The sequence below is a fragment of the Neobacillus vireti genome (assembly GCF_001026695.1).
GTDB classification, from domain to species: Bacteria; Bacillota; Bacilli; order Bacillales; family Cytobacillaceae; genus Neobacillus; species Neobacillus vireti.
On record NZ_LDNB01000006.1, the window covers coordinates 11043 to 27878 of the forward strand.

Consider the following 16836-nt stretch of genomic DNA (forward strand, 5'->3'; position numbering starts at 1 on the left):
GTGGCGAATGCGTATAAACAAGCAGGTGTAAACATTGAGGCGGGCTATGAAGCGGTTGAGCGAATGAAAAAGCATGTGCAGCGAACAGCGAGGACCGGCGTCTTAGGTAGCCTCGGAGGTTTCGGCGGCATGTTTGACCTATCCGCACTCGGATTAAAGGAGCCGGTTTTGGTGTCAGGCACCGATGGTGTGGGCACGAAATTGATGATTGCCTTCATGATGGATCGTCACGACACCATCGGCATTGATGCGGTCGCTATGTGTGTCAATGATATCGTCGTTCAAGGGGCGGAGCCGCTTTACTTTTTAGATTATATTGCGTGCGGCAAGGCGGTTCCTGAAAAAATCGAGGCGATAGTCAAGGGGATTGCCGATGGCTGCGAGCAGGCTGGCTGCGCCTTAATTGGCGGAGAAACAGCTGAAATGCCGGGTCTATATCGGGAGGATGAGTACGATCTTGCTGGATTTTCAGTGGGAGCGTGTGAAAAATCCGCATTAATTACCGGCGAAACAATCGCACAAGGTGATGTGCTGATTGGCCTCGCCTCAAGCGGCATTCACAGCAACGGCTACTCGCTTGTCAGAAAAGTGTTTAACAATTGGTCGTTAATCGAGTTTGTGGATGTACTCGGCTGTACATTAGGCGAAGAATTACTCAAGCCGACGAAAATCTATGTGAAGCCGATTTTATCGGCATTGAAAAAATTCAAAATTAAAGGGATGGCCCATATTACCGGCGGTGGTTTTATTGAAAATATTCCGCGGATGCTGCCTGCTGGCCTTGGGGCAGATCTGAATGAGAAAAACTGGCATATTCCCTCCGTGTTTAAATTAATTTCTGAGGTTGGACAAATCGATTATCGGGAAATGTATAATATTTTTAACATGGGAGTCGGCATGGTCATTGCCGTTGACAAGAAAGATGCGCCCGAGCTGTTGGAGCATTTTCACGCTGAGGGTGAAACGGCGTATGAACTTGGCATCGTGACAAATCAAGCGGGGTTGAATATCAAAGGCTTTGGTGGGCGGCGATGAAAAATATTGCTGTGTTTGCATCGGGAAGCGGAAGTAATTTTCAAGCCATCCTCGACGCGGTTCAACGGGGAGAGCTTGAGGCGAATATTTCGTTGCTTGTTTGCGACAAACCAGGCGCATACGTTACTGAAAGAGCCAATGAGGCAGGCATTCCCGCTTTTGTTTATTGCGTAAAGGACTATCCAAGTAAAGCAGACTACGAAGTGGAAATAACTTCACTGCTAAAAAGTAATAAGGTTGATTTAATTGTGCTGGCCGGGTATATGCGTTTGATTGGTCCGACACTACTAAAAGAATACGAGGGGCGGATCGTCAATATTCATCCTTCGTTACTTCCTGCTTTTCCAGGCAAAGATGCCATTGGCCAGGCATTAGCGGCAAAGGCCAATTGGAGCGGTGTGACGATTCATTTTGTTGATGAAGGAATGGACACGGGACCAATTATTGTCCAGGAGCGGGTACGGATTGCCACAGAGGATACGAAAGAAAGCCTGCAACGAAAAATACAGGTCAGTGAACACAAGTTGTATCCCGAGATACTACAAATGCTTTTGACAAGAGGAGAGGTTGAGCAAGATGAAAAAACGCGTGCTTATTAGTGTTTATGATAAAAGTGGAGTGAGCGAGTTTGCGAAAGAGCTAGTCAGCCTTGGCTTTGAAATCATCTCTACCGGCGGCACGAAAAAAATGCTGCAGGAGCAGGGAATCCCTGTTTTGGGCGTTAGTGATGTTACCGGCTTCCCGGAAATTCTCGAGGGACGAGTTAAAACGTTAAACCCGTATATTCATGGCGGTTTATTAGCAAAACAGAACGATGCGGAACATCAAAAGCAGCTTGCGGAACATGGAATCGAGCCGATTCAGCTTGTTTGTGTCAATCTGTATCCATTTCAGCAAACCATTGAAAACCCGGATGTAACAGTTGCTGATGCGATTGAGAATATTGATATTGGCGGTCCAACGATGCTCCGTGCTTCTGCGAAAAATCACCAATATGTCACCGTCGTGGTCGATCCGTCCGATTATGAAACGGTAATTGCGGAGTTAAAAGCTGAAGGTGAAACGAAACTTGAAACAAGGGTAAAGCTTGCAGCTAAAGTGTTCCGCCATACCGCTGCTTATGATGCGCTCATTGCCGATTACATGACAAACCTTGCCGCGGAAGCAACTCCGGAAAAATTAACGGTTACATATGAGTTAAAGCAGACACTCCGTTACGGGGAAAATCCGCATCAGCAGGCAGTTTTTTATCAAAAGCCGTTGGGCTCATCGTTCTCGATTGCCTATGCTGAGCAGCTTCACGGTAAAGAACTTTCTTACAATAATATTAATGATGCCGATGCCGCCCTGCAGATCGTCAAGGAGTTTACAGAACCTGCTGCAGTTGCAGTGAAACATATGAACCCATGCGGTGTCGGTATCGGTAAAACAGGCTATGAAGCGTTCACCAAAGCGTTTGCGGCCGATCCTATTTCCATTTTTGGCGGTATCATTGCCTTTAACCGTGAAGTGGATGCAGAAACGGCAAGCAAGCTTCATGAAATATTCCTTGAGATTATTATTGCACCGTCGTACTCCGATGAAGCGTTAGAGATTTTAGCAGCGAAAAAGAATCTGCGCCTGTTAACTATTCCGTTTTCCGATGCGAAAAAATCTGAGCGGAAATTGACCTCGATTGAGGGCGGATTGCTTGTTCAGGAGCAAGATCTGTTCACATTGGATGATGCTGAAATCAAAGTTGCGACAAAACGCCAGCCGACTGCCGCTGAGTGGGAAGCATTAAAGCTGGGCTGGAAGGTTGTCAAACATGTGAAGTCGAATGCCATCGTTGTGGCTAATGAAGACATGACAATTGGTATTGGCGCCGGGCAAATGAACCGCGTTGGCTCAGCAGAAATTGCCTTGAAGCAGGCTGGTAAAAAAGCTGAAGGAGCTGCACTTGCCTCTGATGCGTTTTTTCCAATGGACGATACCGTCGAAGCGGCGGCTAAAGCGGGAATTACTGCAATTATTCAACCGGGCGGCTCAATTCGTGACGAAGATTCAATTAAAAAGGCAGATGAATATGGAATCGCGATGGTGTTTACGGGAGTTAGACATTTTAAACATTAGGCTGTTTTAGGAAAGCCGGCTCCAACTGTCGTGAAGTTGTTTTCAACAGTCGTAAAACGGGTTTCAACTGTCATAAACCAGTGCTTAGCGGTCGTAAAGCTGTCTTCAACTGTCGTAAACCGTGGTCTAACTGTCGAAAAAGGTAGTTTTCACCTTAACTTACCCCTTAAAAAGTCAATATGGTGTAAAATTACACCTTTTCATTGGATTTTTTGATGCATTTAGCGAGATCAAATCATATATCGGCGATTTTTATAGGTTTATCAGCGATTCTGACCTATTTATCAGCGAATTTTTAGGTATATCAGCGAATCTGGGCTATTTATCAGCGAATCAAAAAAGTATCAATCTTTTAGAAAAGAGCGAAACATTATAAAGAGGTGAATTCGGTGAACATACTAATCATTGGCCGCGGAGGGAGAGAGCATGCCATCTGCCAAAAAGTTAGTGAGAGTACGCTTGTAGAAAAAGTATTTGTCGCTCCAGGAAACGATGGCATGGCTGGTGTCGCGGAGCTGGTTCCAATTGAAGAGTCGCAGCACGAAACCCTCATTCAATTTGCCAAAGACCAAGCAGTGGGCTTAACGATCATCGGTCCGGAAGTCCCTCTCCTGGAAGGACTTGTCGACAAATTCGAAGCGGCTGGTTTGAAGGTATTCGGACCGCGAAAAGCAGCGGCAGAGATTGAAGGAAGCAAGTCGTTTGCCAAAGAATTGATGAAAAAATACCAAATTCCAACCGGCGATTATGCCGTTTTTACTTCTTATGAGGAAGCACGTAAATATGTCGAAGAAAAAGGAGCGCCGATTGTCATTAAAGCAGACGGATTGGCGGCGGGCAAAGGTGTTACAGTTGCCTTAACAAAAGAGGAAGCGCTCGAAAGCCTTGAAGAAATGCTAATCGACGCGAAGTTCGGCGGGGCCTCTTCACGCGTAGTGATTGAAGAATTTTTAGCTGGTGAAGAATTTTCGCTCATGGCGTTTGTAAATGGTGAAGTAGTCGTGCCGCTGGAAATTGCGCAGGATCATAAACGGGCCTATGATGGTGACCATGGTCCGAATACAGGCGGGATGGGGGCCTATTCACCAGTTCCTCAAATTAGTGCGGATACGGTGCAGACCGCCATCGACACCGCTCTGATTCCTGCTGCAAAAGCGATGGTTTCGGAAAAACGCAGCTTCTGTGGAATATTATATGCAGGGTTGATCAATACTGCAGATGGCCCGAAAGTCATCGAGTTTAACGCCCGCTTTGGCGATCCGGAAACACAGGTAATTTTGCCAAGATTAAAATCGGATTTAGTTGAAGTGATTTTGGAACTATTAGATGGTGGTAAGCCGAACCTTGAATGGGATGAACAAGCCATGATTGGGGTTGTAGTGGCAGCAAAAGGGTATCCGGGGGGTTATCAAAAGGGTGCCGTGCTAACTGGATTAGCTGATTTAAATCAAGAAGTGTTTACCTTTCATGCAGGCACTCGGAGACAGGAATCAGGCGGATTTGTTACTGCGGGAGGAAGGGTGCTGCTTGTTGGGGCAAAAGCGGAAACTTTGACTGAAGCACAGGAAAAGGTATACTGTGAGCTTGGAAAATTAACTTGTGATGGGATTTTTTATCGCAAAGATATTGGCGCAAGAGTATATAATAACTATAATAAAAAAGAGAAGTACTGCGAACACTGATCATCAAAACCTCTACCTTCAGGGTGGTGGTTGTCAAAGTAATTTATTTATGAGAACCACCCTTTTGCTTGTGACGGCGTAGGGTGGTTTCCTTGTGTTCTAGAACGTTTTTCCGAAAAAAATAGGCACTAACTTCGCACAAAATCCCCTTCAGAATTTCTCGTAGGATCTCGAAAAATTATCCAATGTTATCACATTCTTTACGGAGATATATTTCTCCTGAATTATTTTTTTCAAAAGGAACCTAATTGAATTACGAATCGTCAAAATACTAAAAACAAATAATGGGGGAGAAGAATGATAGAAGAGATAAATAGCTCCAAGGTAGAACCGCCAAATTATTTAGATCGTGAAGATAAACTAAAATGGCTTATGAGCACATATGGTAATGACGTAATCAGGGTGGCTTACACTTATCTAAAACAAAGGCAATTAGCAGAAGATGTGGCACAAGATGTATTTATTAAATGTTATGAAAAAATGGATGACTTTCGAAACGAATCCTCGTATAAGACCTGGATCTTAAAAATTACGGTTAATAAATGTAAAGATGTTTTAAAGAGTTGGGCATTTAAAAATTTATTATTTACAGACTATTTCGGGAATAAACAGGAAGATCGAACAATTGAATCTAAACTGTTGAAAAAAGAAGAAAGCCAATTAATATCTCAGCAAGTAATGGAACTACCATTAAAATTAAGAGAGGTCATTATTTTATTTTATTATCAAGAGTTTTCCATTGAAGAAATTTCTGTGCTATTAAAGGTCAATTCGAACACGATTAAAACTAGATTACATAGAGGTCGCCTTAAATTAAAACAATCATTTGAGGGAGAGTGAACATTCAGTGGAAAATAAATTAATCAATTTAAAAGATAAAATGAATGAAACTGTATTACGAGATATTAATTTTAATGCCGAGTTAGAGCAAAAAGTTTTAAGTTCCATTAAAAATAAAAAGAGTCGACCTTTTCCATTTAGGAATAAATTTAATTCTTTTTTGAGTTTGGCAGTAACTACTGTATTCTTCTTAGGAATGGTTTATTTCGTAGGAACGAAACTTCATTTATTTGAAGATCCACAAGGTAACAATGCAAGCATCCCAAAAGAAAAAATAATAGAGCCAACAAAAAATGGAACAGCAAATACCTCATTTGAAGAACCCAATTATATAAACAAAAATGACATTTCAAAGGAAACCGTTTTTTCAGAGTTGAAAAAGTACTTACCCAAAGATGTTCTTGCTAATATGCCGAATTTCAAACAAGAAGATATGGATGAATCAACGCTATACCTTTGGAGTAAAAACGAACCTAACAGTGATAACTTTATTCATAAAATTGAAGTAATTTTCAACGAGAATGGATTTAAACAGTATCATTACAAGAACTACTCTTTCGATTTAAAAGAGAATAAGATTTCAAAAGATGTGGCTAACAAAATGGTTGGAAATTTTGCAAACTCTTTTATTAGTGATGGAAACCAATTATCTTTTGTAAATAAACCTGCTTGGGATAGTCTTTATGAGAAAGATGTTATTGAAAGCTGGGTAGCTGAAAAAGACAACAAGGAGTACATTGTAATGGTGAACTTGACCTATGGTTATGTTGAGTTTTTTACAATACAAGATAAATTAAATTGAATGCTAAAAATAAGTAAAAGATTTAGACCTAATCCGAATTTTTGGATTAGGTCTGCCGTTCTGTGTTAATGATCATCCAGAAGTAAACTGGGAGAGCCGGTCAAAAGGTAAAAATAACCTTTCACCCTACTCTCCTTGCGTTGTTATTCAAGTCGGATTATAAGGAACACCCTGATCCCCATCCAAATTCGTCAATCCCTCCATACCATCCATCGAATCGACAACCGCCGATTTTTCCGGCATCATTTCCTGGCATCTTTCATATAATGCCGTTATTGGGCAATAGCGGACGATACCCTCGGCTACCTTCATCGCGCCGCATAGGGCAACAAACAAATACGAATCCCGCCAAGGGTGTTTGACAAGCTTGGAAGTGCTCCAAGCAAGAATTGTTAATCCTAAGGTAATCCGGATTAAGGCGTTCAACAGGCCAATATTTGGTTTGATATTCAATTTGCTCACTCCTTCACAAAATCTTTACAATTTTTATCAATTCTTTACTGCTTTAAACGATAAAATATGATAGTATAATAACAACAGAGGTTTTGTAAGGGCTTTCTTTGTTATTAAATCAAGATTTTATTATATAGATAGTATAAATAAAGGGAGGGGATATCATATGCTGGAACAACGTTACCGTTGGAAAAACAAACACTTGCGTATGCACGTATCCGTATTGGATGGGAAAACGTCTCCCACCATATTATTGAAAAACGCCTTATATTTAAATCAGACTTTTCGCCGCTGGATGAGGGCAAATATTTGGATTTATGAAGATCGGATTGTTTATGTTGGCGAGAATCTGCCATCACATATCGAAAACTGTGAAGTCATTGACTGTACAAATGAAATCCTTGTTCCAGGATACATCGAACCGCATGCACATCCCTTCCAATTATATAATCCCCAAACGCTTGCAGCCTATGCATCCCAGTTTGGAACGACAACATTAATAAATGACAATATGGCATTAATGTTAAATTTGAAAAAAAGCGAAGCCTTTTCATTATTAAATGACCTTCGTTCGATTCCGATAACGATGTATTGGTGGAGCCGCTTTGACTCACAAACGGAAATTCTGCATGAAGAAGAAATATTTTCGCACAGTAATATTAAGTCATGGCTTGAGCATGATGCAGTCCTTCAGGGCGGGGAGCTGACAGGCTGGCCAAGGCTGCTAAATGGCGATGATTTAATGCTTCACTGGATTCAAGAGGCAAAACGGATGCGTAAGAAAATTGAGGGTCATTTTCCCGGAGCATCTGAAAAAACCTTGGCAAAAATGATGCTCCTCGGGACGGACTGTGACCACGAGGCGATGACAGGTGAAGAGGTTTATAACCGTTTAATGCAGGGGTATATGGTGTCGTTAAGATATTCTTCCATCCGGCCCGATTTGCCGCAAATTTTGGATGATATGAAGCGACTTGGAATTGATGCGTATGATCGATTAATCTTTAATACCGACGGCTCATCCTCCGCCTTTTATGAACAGGGGATGAACGACCAGATGATCCGAATCGCCATTGAAAAAGGGGTTCCGATTATTGATGCCTATAATATGGCCACCGTCAATATTGCCAGATACTACAATATCGACCATTTACATGGACAAATTGCTACTGGTCGTATAGCAAATATTAACTTCCTATCCAGCATTGAAAACCCTACACCTGTTTCGGTCCTGGCGAAAGGAAAGTGGGTAAAACGGGACGGAGTGAAAACGGAAGATACGAATCCGCCAATGAACTGGAAGGACTATGGCCTAAAGGAGATGAATCTTGATTGGGAATTAACGATGGATGATTTACAATTTTCCATGCCTTTTGGGATCAAAATGGAAAACTCCGTCATCACCAAGCCCTACTCCATTGCGATTGATGTATCAGGGGATGAATTGTCGCACGATCATGATGAATGTTATTTTACCTTAATTGACCGTAATGGGAAATGGCGGATTAATACGCTGTTAAAAGGCTTCGCAACAAAGCTTTCGGCGTTAGCCAGCTCGTTTTCCAATACCGGTGATATTATTTTAATCGGGAAAAATAAACAAGATTTAATCCTAGCTTTTAATAGAATGAAAGAATTAGGCGGCGGGATTGTCATGGTCGAGGATGATCAGGTGGTTTGTGAACTGCCGCTTCATTTAAGCGGAATTATGTCAGACCTTCCTATGGAAGACTTAATGGTTCAAGAAAAAAGGTTGTCTGAAGGGCTGCAAGCTAGGGGCTATTCTTTCTCAGACGCGATTTATAGTCTGCTGTTCTTTTCATCAACCCATTTACCTTATATTCGTATAACCCAACAGGGGATGTATGATGTGATGAATAAAACAGTACTCTTTCCGTCAATAATGCGTTAAACTGTAAATAACTAATGAGTTAAAGCGTGAAAGTGATTTTTGAGCCTTGGAGGAAATAGGGGTGTTCGTTGAATGAAAAAATGGGCTGCCGCCTTTGCAGCAATCTTGTTATTACTTTCTGGATGTAGTCATAAGGAGAAAGTAAAAGTACCAGTAAAGAAGGAAAAAACAGTCAATAAGGCTGAGGAGAAAGCGGAAGAGAAACAGGGTGCCCCGTACATTTATCCGTTAACAGGCATAGGCTCAGAAACGCAAACCGAGGGCAGGGCTGTTGCCGTTATGATTAATAATCATCCAAAGGCAAGGCCGCAATCGGGCTTGAACAAGGCAGATATTGTTTATGAGGTATTGGCAGAGGCGGATATTACGCGCTTTCTTGCTGTGTTTCAAAGTGAAAAACCGGCGAATATCGGTCCCGTCCGTAGTGCACGCGATTATTATATCGACCTGGCTAAAGGACTAAATGCGCTTTATATTGCTCATGGCTGGAGTGAGGAAGCTAGGAAAATGCTCGAGGGCAATTATATCGACAATCTTAATGGCATGGTTTATGATGGGACACTTTTTAAACGGTCCAGCACCCGAAAGGCACCACACAATTCCTATATTACGTATGAAAATATTTTAAAGGGTGTCGAACAAAAGAAGTATTCACTGGAACAAAGCCCGCCGGCCTTCAAGTTTTTATCAGAGGAAGAAAGTAAAAACGTGATCGGTGACGATGCAGAGTCAGTGAAAATCACCTATTCATCTGGTGGAATCTCTGATTCCAGCTTCGAATTTGATGTCGCCCTTGGTAAATATAAACGGTTTTCTGGCGGCGAGCAATCGGTCGATTTAGATACAAATGAACCTGTTTTACTTAATAATATTTTTATTATTGAAACAAACCATCGAGTAATCGATTCGGTTGGCCGACGCGATATTGATTTCAAGTCCGGCGGCAAAGCTTATTTGCTCCAAATGGGCAAGGTTAACGAAGTGGAATGGGCTAACAAGGATGGCCAGATTATCGCTGTTAAGGATGGTAAAGAAGTACCGTTTGTTCCAGGAAAAACATGGGTGAATGTGGTGCCGACTAATCCTGGACTGCAAAAAAGCGTTTCTTTTAACGCAAAATAAACATTTTTTCAATTAAGGGGTAAAAAAAATGCAAATTAATAAATTACGCGGCAAAGAATTAGATCAATTATTTCAAGCAGTTCTCTCACTAAAGGATCTAGAAGAATGTTATCGCTTTTTTGACGATTTGTGTACGATTAATGAAATCCAATCATTATCACAGCGGCTTGATGTAGCAAGAATGCTCCGGGACGGAAATACGTACCATAAAATTGAAACAGAAACAGGGGCCAGTACAGCAACGATTTCCCGTGTAAAACGCTGTTTAAACTTTGGCAATGATACGTATGAAATGGTTCTTGAACGAATTAAAGATGAAAACAGCAAGCCTGAAGAAGAATAACACAAAAGCGCCAAGGTGCTGCAGATAGACTATAACCAAGCCGGAGAGAGGGTTCTTCGGTTTTTTTTCTTTGGTTAACATTTCTATAAATAGAATCAGTCTTTTATTTTTTTATCGTTTCCCCAAATGCTATAATGGTGTAATGGAATGATGAATGGGGGATCTTTGGATGTATGACTTTCGCGAGTGGCGGCATGTGTTTAAACTCGACCCAAATAAAGAAATATCCGATGATAAATTAGAAAAAATCTGCGAATCAGGTACAAATGCAGTAATCGTTGGCGGAACAGACGGGGTGACACTTGAAAATGTCCTTGACTTAATGGCGCGAGTTCGCCGCTATACGGTTCCTTGTGTTCTTGAAGTTTCAAGTATTGAGACCGTTACACCGGGCTTTGACTTGTACTTTATTCCGACCATTTTAAATAGCAGGGATCCGAAATGGATTACCGGGCTGCATCATCAAGCGGTTAAGGAATTTGGAGAAATCATCAATTGGGAAGAGTTCGCCATGGAAGGCTACTGTATTTTGAATGAGGATTGCAAGGCGGCGAAACTGACAAACGCAAATTCCAACATCACCATTGATGATGTGAAGGCCTATGCGATGATGGCTGAAAAGATGTTTCAGCTCCCAATCTTCTACTTGGAATATAGCGGAAAATACGGGGACTCCACAGTGGTAGCCGAAGTGAAAAAGGTGCTTGAAAACACAACTCTCTTTTATGGCGGCGGGATTTCTACCCTTGAACAAGCCGCAGAAATGGCCAAGCATGCTGATGTCATTGTTGTCGGAAACGCTATCTATGATGATTTTGATCAAGCATTAGAAACGGTAAAAAGTGTCAACTAGAATTTGCTTTCAAGTGGTAATCACGTTAAAATAAAAATAAGAACAAATGTTTGTAATGGTGGTGGAAGAAGTGCAATATTTAACAGATAAGCTTTTAAACGGACTGAATCCAGAGCAGCAAAGTGCCGTTAAAGCGACTGACGGCCCACTTCTCTTGATGGCGGGTGCCGGAAGTGGAAAAACAAGAGTCTTAACACACCGAATTGGTTATTTAATTGTAGAAAAACGAGTGAATCCCTATAATATTTTAGCGATTACGTTTACAAATAAAGCGGCCCGGGAGATGCGGGAACGGATTGGAAAAATGATGGGCGGGGTTGCTGAAGAAATTTGGATTTCTACCTTTCACTCGATGTGTGTCCGGATTTTGCGCCGCGATATCGACCGAATGGGCTTTAACCGCAATTTTACGATTCTGGACACAACCGACCAGCAATCCGTCGTTAAAGGAATCCTCAAAGACAAAAATCTCGATCCGAAGAAGTTTGACCCGCGCGCTATCCTAGGTTCCATCAGCTCAGCTAAAAACGAACTGATTGACCCGGAAGAGTATGCAAAAACCGCCGGCGGTTATTTTGAACAAACTGTAAGTGATGTTTACACGGAATACCAGAAGCGATTACGGAAAAATCAGGCACTCGACTTCGATGACCTGATAATGATGACGATTCAATTATTTCAGCGCGTACCGGATGTACTTGAGTATTATCAGCGTAAATTTCAATACATTCATGTCGATGAGTATCAGGATACGAACAGAGCGCAGTATATGTTAGTCAAAATGCTGGCGAATCGCTTCCAAAACCTTTGTGTTGTCGGGGATTCCGATCAGTCGATCTACCGCTGGCGCGGCGCCGACATCGCTAATATTCTATCGTTCGAGAAAGACTATCCGAACGCAACAGTTATTCTGCTTGAGCAAAACTATCGCTCGACAAAGCGGATATTGCTTGCGGCAAATAAGGTTATCGAAAACAACTTGAACCGGAAGGCAAAAAATCTATGGACGGAAAATCCTGAAGGAAATAAGCTTGTTTACTACCGTGCCGATAGTGAGCAGGGTGAAGCCCAATTCGTTGCGGGAAAAATTAAAGAATTAACCCGAAACGGGAAAAAACTTTCCGACATTGCGATTCTTTATCGAACCAATGCACAGTCACGGGTCATGGAGGAAGTTTTACTTAAATCGAATATCGAATATGCCATCGTCGGTGGCATTAAGTTCTATGACAGGAAAGAAATCAAAGATACGCTTGCTTACTTGCGTTTGATTTCTAATCCGGACGATGATATCAGCTTGCAGCGGGTGATTAATGTTCCAAAGCGCGGAATTGGTTCGACCTCAGTTGATAAAATCGCTAATTTTGCGGCAATGCATGATATTTCCTTATATCAGGCATTGGACTCGATTGAATTAATCGGCCTAAGCCCGAAAATTACAAAAGCTGCACGTGAATTGCGTGATTTAATCCGTAATTATACAAATATGCAAGAGTTCCTGTCGGTAACTGAACTAGTAGAGGAAGTTTTGGAAAAAACGGGTTACCGGGAAATGCTCAAAGCGGAAAAATCAATTGAAGCCCAAAGTCGCTTAGAAAACCTTGAGGAATTATTATCGGTAACAAAAAACTTTGAAGACTCCAGTGAAGATAGAAGCCTTGTTGCGTTTTTAACAGATCTAGCACTTGTTGCTGATATTGATTCATTAGATGATGATGGGGAAAAGGTTGATTCGATCACGCTGATGACGTTACACTCAGCAAAAGGCTTGGAATTCCCGGTTGTTTTCTTGATTGGCCTGGAAGAAGGCGTCTTCCCGCATAGCCGTTCGCTTATGGAAGAAGTCGAGATGGAAGAAGAGCGCCGCCTTGCATATGTCGGCATTACCAGGGCAGAGCAAAGTTTATTTATCACCAATGCCCAAATGAGAACCTTGTTTGGTAGAACCAATATGAACCCGGCATCAAGATTTATCAGTGAGATACCGGAAGATTTGATTGAAGGTGTTGAACCGGAGAAACGGATGAATACGCCATTTGGGTCAAGTGGAAGAACGTTTGGCTCGTCAGGAAGTTCTTATGGCTCATCTGGAAATTCCTCATTTGGCGCATCTAGATCATTCGCTACACCGGCGGCGAAAAGAAAACCGGTGACAAGGCCTGTTTCCGCTGCAACCAGTGGCGATGAAGTCGGCTGGAAGGTTGGCGATAAGGCGGAGCATGGTAAATGGGGAACCGGAACAGTTGTCAGTGTAAAAGGTCAAGGCGAAGGAACCGAGCTTGACATTGCCTTCCCGAGCCCAGTTGGGATTAAACGCCTTTTAGCCAAGTTTGCACCAATTAAAAAAGCGTAACAAGCACTTATGTCCCCGAAAGGGTATAACCGAATGAAAGGGCTGGATATATGGACCTTCAAATCGCTGAACAGAAAATCAAAGAAATCAGAAGCCTATTAAATCAATATGGCTTTGAATATTATGTGTTAGACAAACCATCTGTACCAGATGCGGAGTATGATAAACTCATGCAGGAACTGCTGGAGTTGGAAGAAAAGTTCCCGGAGTTAAAAACGCCAGATTCTCCTTCAGTCCGTATCGGCGGTGCCGTTCTTGCACTTTTTGAAAAGGTTGAACACCGCACCCCGATGTTAAGCCTTGGGAATGCCTTTAATGAACAGGATTTAAGGGACTTTGACCGCCGCATCCGCCAGGCGGTCGGCGATGACTTTTCTTATGTATGTGAGCTGAAAATTGACGGGCTTGCCGTTTCATTAAGATACGAAGACGGTTTATTTGTCCAAGGTGCTACCCGCGGGGATGGAACAATTGGTGAAGATATCACTGCAAATCTAAAAACCATCAAATCGATTCCGTTGCGTTTACGGGAACCTGTTTCGTTAGAGGTCCGTGGTGAAGCCTTTATGCCGAAGCGCTCGTTTGAAGCATTGAATGAGGCAAGAGCGGGACGCGGTGAAGAGCTGTTTGCCAACCCAAGGAACGCCGCTGCAGGTTCACTCAGACAGCTTGACCCGAAGATTGCCGCATCGAGAAAGCTGGATGTCTTTCTATATGGAATTGGCAATCCAGAAGCAATTGGAGCAGTATCCCACAGCGCAGGGCTGGATTATTTAGACCATCTTGGTTTTAAAACAAATAAAGAACGGCAAACATGCGCGACAGTTGAAGAGGTAATCCAGTTTGTAACAAGCTGGACCGAAAAACGCCCGCATCTTCCTTATGAAATTGACGGAATCGTTATCAAAGTCGATTCTTTAGAGCAGCAGGATGAGCTTGGTACTACAGCAAAAAGTCCGCGCTGGGCAATTGCTTTTAAATTCCCTGCTGAGGAAGTGGTGACAACGCTTTTAAATATCGAGCTAAGTGTCGGCAGAACAGGTGTCATCACGCCGACAGCGATTCTAACGCCTGTCAAAGTAGCGGGAACAACGGTGCAGCGTGCTTCCTTGCATAACGAGGATTTAATCCGCGAGAAGGATATTAAAATTGGCGATAAAGTCGTCGTTAAAAAAGCGGGCGATATCATTCCGGAAGTGGTCAATGTGCTGGCAGATCAGCGGACAGGCAATGAAGTAGAATTTAAGATGCCAACCCATTGTCCCGAGTGTGAGAGTGAACTTGTACGCCTTGAGGGTGAGGTAGCACTGCGCTGCATCAATCCTAAATGCCCAGCGCAAATTCGCGAAGGCTTGATTCACTTTGTCTCAAGGAACGCGATGAATATCGACGGCCTTGGCGAAAGGGTTATCAGTCAGCTGTTTGCCGAAAAATTAATCGGCGATGTTGCTGACATTTATAAGCTTACAAGTGAACAGCTTTTAGCCCTTGAAAGAATGGGCGAAAAGTCAGTTTCTAATCTAATAGAAGCTATTGAAGCCTCCAAAAGCAATTCGCTTGAAAAACTGTTATTTGGTCTTGGGATCCGTCATGTCGGCGCGAAAGCTGCAAAAACGCTGGCTATCAATTTTGATAGTATGGATAAACTTGCGATTGCTTCTAAGGATGCATTAATCGCGATAAACGAAATCGGCGAAAAAATGGCTGATTCCATTGTTGCCTTCTTTGAACAAGACGAAGCAAAGGAACTAATCAATGAATTAGCTGCTGCCGGGGTAAATATGGCGTATAAAGGAGTCAAACCGGTTTCGGCCACAGAATCAGATTCGATTTTTGCCGGAAAAACAGTCGTCCTTACAGGAAAGCTTGAGCTATTATCGCGAAACGAAGCCAAGGAAAAGATTGAAGCACTTGGCGGCAATGTCGCCGGCAGTGTGAGCAAAAAAACACATCTCGTCATTGCCGGTGCTGACGCTGGTTCGAAGCTAAAGAAAGCAGAAGAGCTGGGCATTGAAGTGTGGGATGAGGAGAAGCTTTTAGAAGAATTAAATAAATAAGAGGTGTTTCGAAATGAGAAAGGTCTCATTGCTCGCCCTCTCCCTTGTCTTTTTGCTGAGTGCCTGTGCACCCAACTTTCAGAAGCAAAATGAAGTTGTCCAAACAAAGGAGAAGGAAAAAGGGAAGGCGATTATTCCGAAATATAATATTTCAGATAAGTATTATCGGACGATTTTACCGTTTGAGCCTGGGGAAGCACGCGGGCTGGTCGTCAGTAATATCAACACAAGATATGATTTGAATGAATTTGAAATGGGCCTAATGAGAATCGCCCAAAATAGCTTTGATACGGACAAATATTATTTCCGTGAAGGGAAAGAAATTGACGGGAAGACCATAAGGAAATGGTTGAACCGTCAATACACGGATGCGCAGCTGAAAGAAAATAAAATGAAGGCAGAAGAGAATATCGGCTTAAATCCGGTTAATTCCGGAACGGTCGAAGAGCCTAGCAGTCCAATTTATTTAGCCCATATTTTAGAGCACGATTATTTAACAAAAGACGATAAAGGAACTGTAGCGCTCGGTGGTGTGACAATTGGACTGGCGTTAAATTCGTACTACTATTATAAAGTGCCGCAGGGCACTGGGACGATTGAAAAAGAAATGAAAGTGCCCGCTGCAGAAATGGAAAGGGAAGGCAAGAAAATCGCCGAAGAAGTAGTCAAACGACTGCGTGCGATGAAGGATGTCTCCGATGTGCCAATTACAATCGCACTATTTGAACAACAAACTAAATCTTCGGTTATACCTGGAAGGTTCATTAGTTATGCAACGGTGGATAAGGGCAAATCGAGTTTAAATAGCTGGGAAAATGTAGATGAAAAACACTATTTATTCCCTTCAGCTGCTGCTCAAAACGATCATCGTGATGATCAAATTGCCTTTCTAAACTTTAAGCAGGATGTAGAAGAGTATTTTCCAAACTTTAATGGTGTCATCGGCAGAGGCTTTTATGTTGGCGACCAGATGCAGGAATTGAATATCACCATTCCAATCCAATTTTATGGAAAAACAGAAGGGATCGGATTTGCCCAATACGTGACAGGCTTAGTAATGGAGCATTTTCCAAAGTATCTTTCTGTTTCGGTAAGTGTTACCTCGGTAGACGGCCCTGAAGCTCTTATCGTCAAAAAAGCAGATGCGACTGAACCATTCGTTTATATTTACCAATAAGACCCGGCCCTAGTGCCAGGTCTTTTTTCAATTCTCAAATTATTGCCGCTCAGAAAAGAATCATGATAGAATGGACAGTGGATGTAAACGTTTTA

At 42.4% G+C, this 16836-nt stretch carries 14 protein-coding genes; 13 read left to right on the forward strand and 1 reads right to left on the reverse strand.

Annotation, left to right across the window (positions count from 1 at the left end):
- From purM to AA980_RS06325, 6 genes are all read left to right on the forward strand, one after another.
- Complete coding sequence (purM, locus tag AA980_RS06300) at nt 1–1035, forward strand: phosphoribosylformylglycinamidine cyclo-ligase (protein WP_024026486.1); 1035 nt, start codon at nt 1–3, stop codon at nt 1033–1035.
- Nucleotides 1032–1634 (forward strand): phosphoribosylglycinamide formyltransferase, encoded by a 603-nt coding sequence (purN, locus tag AA980_RS06305; RefSeq protein WP_024026485.1) that lies wholly within the window; start codon nt 1032–1034, stop codon nt 1632–1634. Before purM ends, purN begins: the two co-directional genes overlap by 4 nt.
- Nucleotides 1612–3147, forward strand: coding sequence for a bifunctional phosphoribosylaminoimidazolecarboxamide formyltransferase/IMP cyclohydrolase (gene purH / locus AA980_RS06310; RefSeq protein WP_024026484.1), 1536 nt, complete (start codon nt 1612–1614; stop codon nt 3145–3147). Before purN ends, purH begins: the two co-directional genes overlap by 23 nt.
- A gap of 389 nt (nt 3148–3536) precedes the next feature.
- A complete protein-coding gene (gene purD / locus AA980_RS06315) occupies nt 3537–4829 on the forward strand; it encodes a phosphoribosylamine--glycine ligase (protein ID WP_047771392.1) in 1293 nt (430 codons plus the stop codon).
- A gap of 297 nt (nt 4830–5126) precedes the next feature.
- On the forward strand, nt 5127–5669 hold the full coding sequence (locus tag AA980_RS06320) for a sigma-70 family RNA polymerase sigma factor (protein WP_024026482.1): 543 nt from the start codon (nt 5127–5129) through the stop codon (nt 5667–5669).
- Between the two features lie 7 nt (nt 5670–5676).
- Complete coding sequence (locus AA980_RS06325; RefSeq protein ID WP_024026481.1) at nt 5677–6471, forward strand: hypothetical protein; 795 nt, start codon at nt 5677–5679, stop codon at nt 6469–6471.
- Between the two features lie 147 nt (nt 6472–6618).
- Here the strand turns inward: AA980_RS06325 and AA980_RS06330 are convergent, their stop codons facing one another.
- Nucleotides 6619–6924: a YgaP family membrane protein gene (locus AA980_RS06330; RefSeq protein ID WP_024026480.1), complete on the reverse strand. Its 306-nt coding sequence runs from the start codon at nt 6922–6924 to the stop codon at nt 6619–6621.
- Between the two features lie 166 nt (nt 6925–7090).
- Here AA980_RS06330 and AA980_RS06335 point away from each other — a divergent pair, with 166 nt between their 5' ends.
- From AA980_RS06335 to AA980_RS06365, 7 genes are all read left to right on the forward strand, one after another.
- Nucleotides 7091–8836, forward strand: a complete 1746-nt coding sequence (locus AA980_RS06335) for an adenine deaminase C-terminal domain-containing protein (RefSeq protein ID WP_024026479.1) — start codon at nt 7091–7093, stop codon at nt 8834–8836.
- Nucleotides 8837–8908: 72 nt separating this feature from the next.
- Complete coding sequence (locus AA980_RS06340; RefSeq protein WP_024026478.1) at nt 8909–9958, forward strand: DUF3048 domain-containing protein; 1050 nt, start codon at nt 8909–8911, stop codon at nt 9956–9958.
- 28 nt (nt 9959–9986) lie between these two features.
- Nucleotides 9987–10301 carry a YerC/YecD family TrpR-related protein gene (locus tag AA980_RS06345; protein ID WP_024026477.1) on the forward strand — a complete coding sequence of 105 codons (315 nt, stop codon included), beginning with the start codon at nt 9987–9989 and terminating at the stop codon, nt 10299–10301.
- A 169-nt stretch (nt 10302–10470) separates the two neighbouring features.
- On the forward strand, nt 10471–11154 hold the full coding sequence (pcrB, locus tag AA980_RS06350) for a heptaprenylglyceryl phosphate synthase (protein WP_024026476.1): 684 nt from the start codon (nt 10471–10473) through the stop codon (nt 11152–11154).
- A 70-nt stretch (nt 11155–11224) separates the two neighbouring features.
- The gene (gene pcrA / locus AA980_RS06355) at nt 11225–13507 is read left to right on the forward strand and encodes a DNA helicase PcrA (protein WP_024026475.1); all 2283 of its coding nucleotides are present in this window, start codon (nt 11225–11227) and stop codon (nt 13505–13507) included.
- 50 nt (nt 13508–13557) lie between these two features.
- On the forward strand, nt 13558–15564 hold the full coding sequence (gene ligA / locus AA980_RS06360) for an NAD-dependent DNA ligase LigA (protein WP_024026474.1): 2007 nt from the start codon (nt 13558–13560) through the stop codon (nt 15562–15564).
- A 13-nt stretch (nt 15565–15577) separates the two neighbouring features.
- Nucleotides 15578–16741 (forward strand): CamS family sex pheromone protein, encoded by a 1164-nt coding sequence (locus AA980_RS06365; protein ID WP_024026473.1) that lies wholly within the window; start codon nt 15578–15580, stop codon nt 16739–16741.
- The last annotated feature ends 95 nt before the right edge of the window (nt 16742–16836 follow it).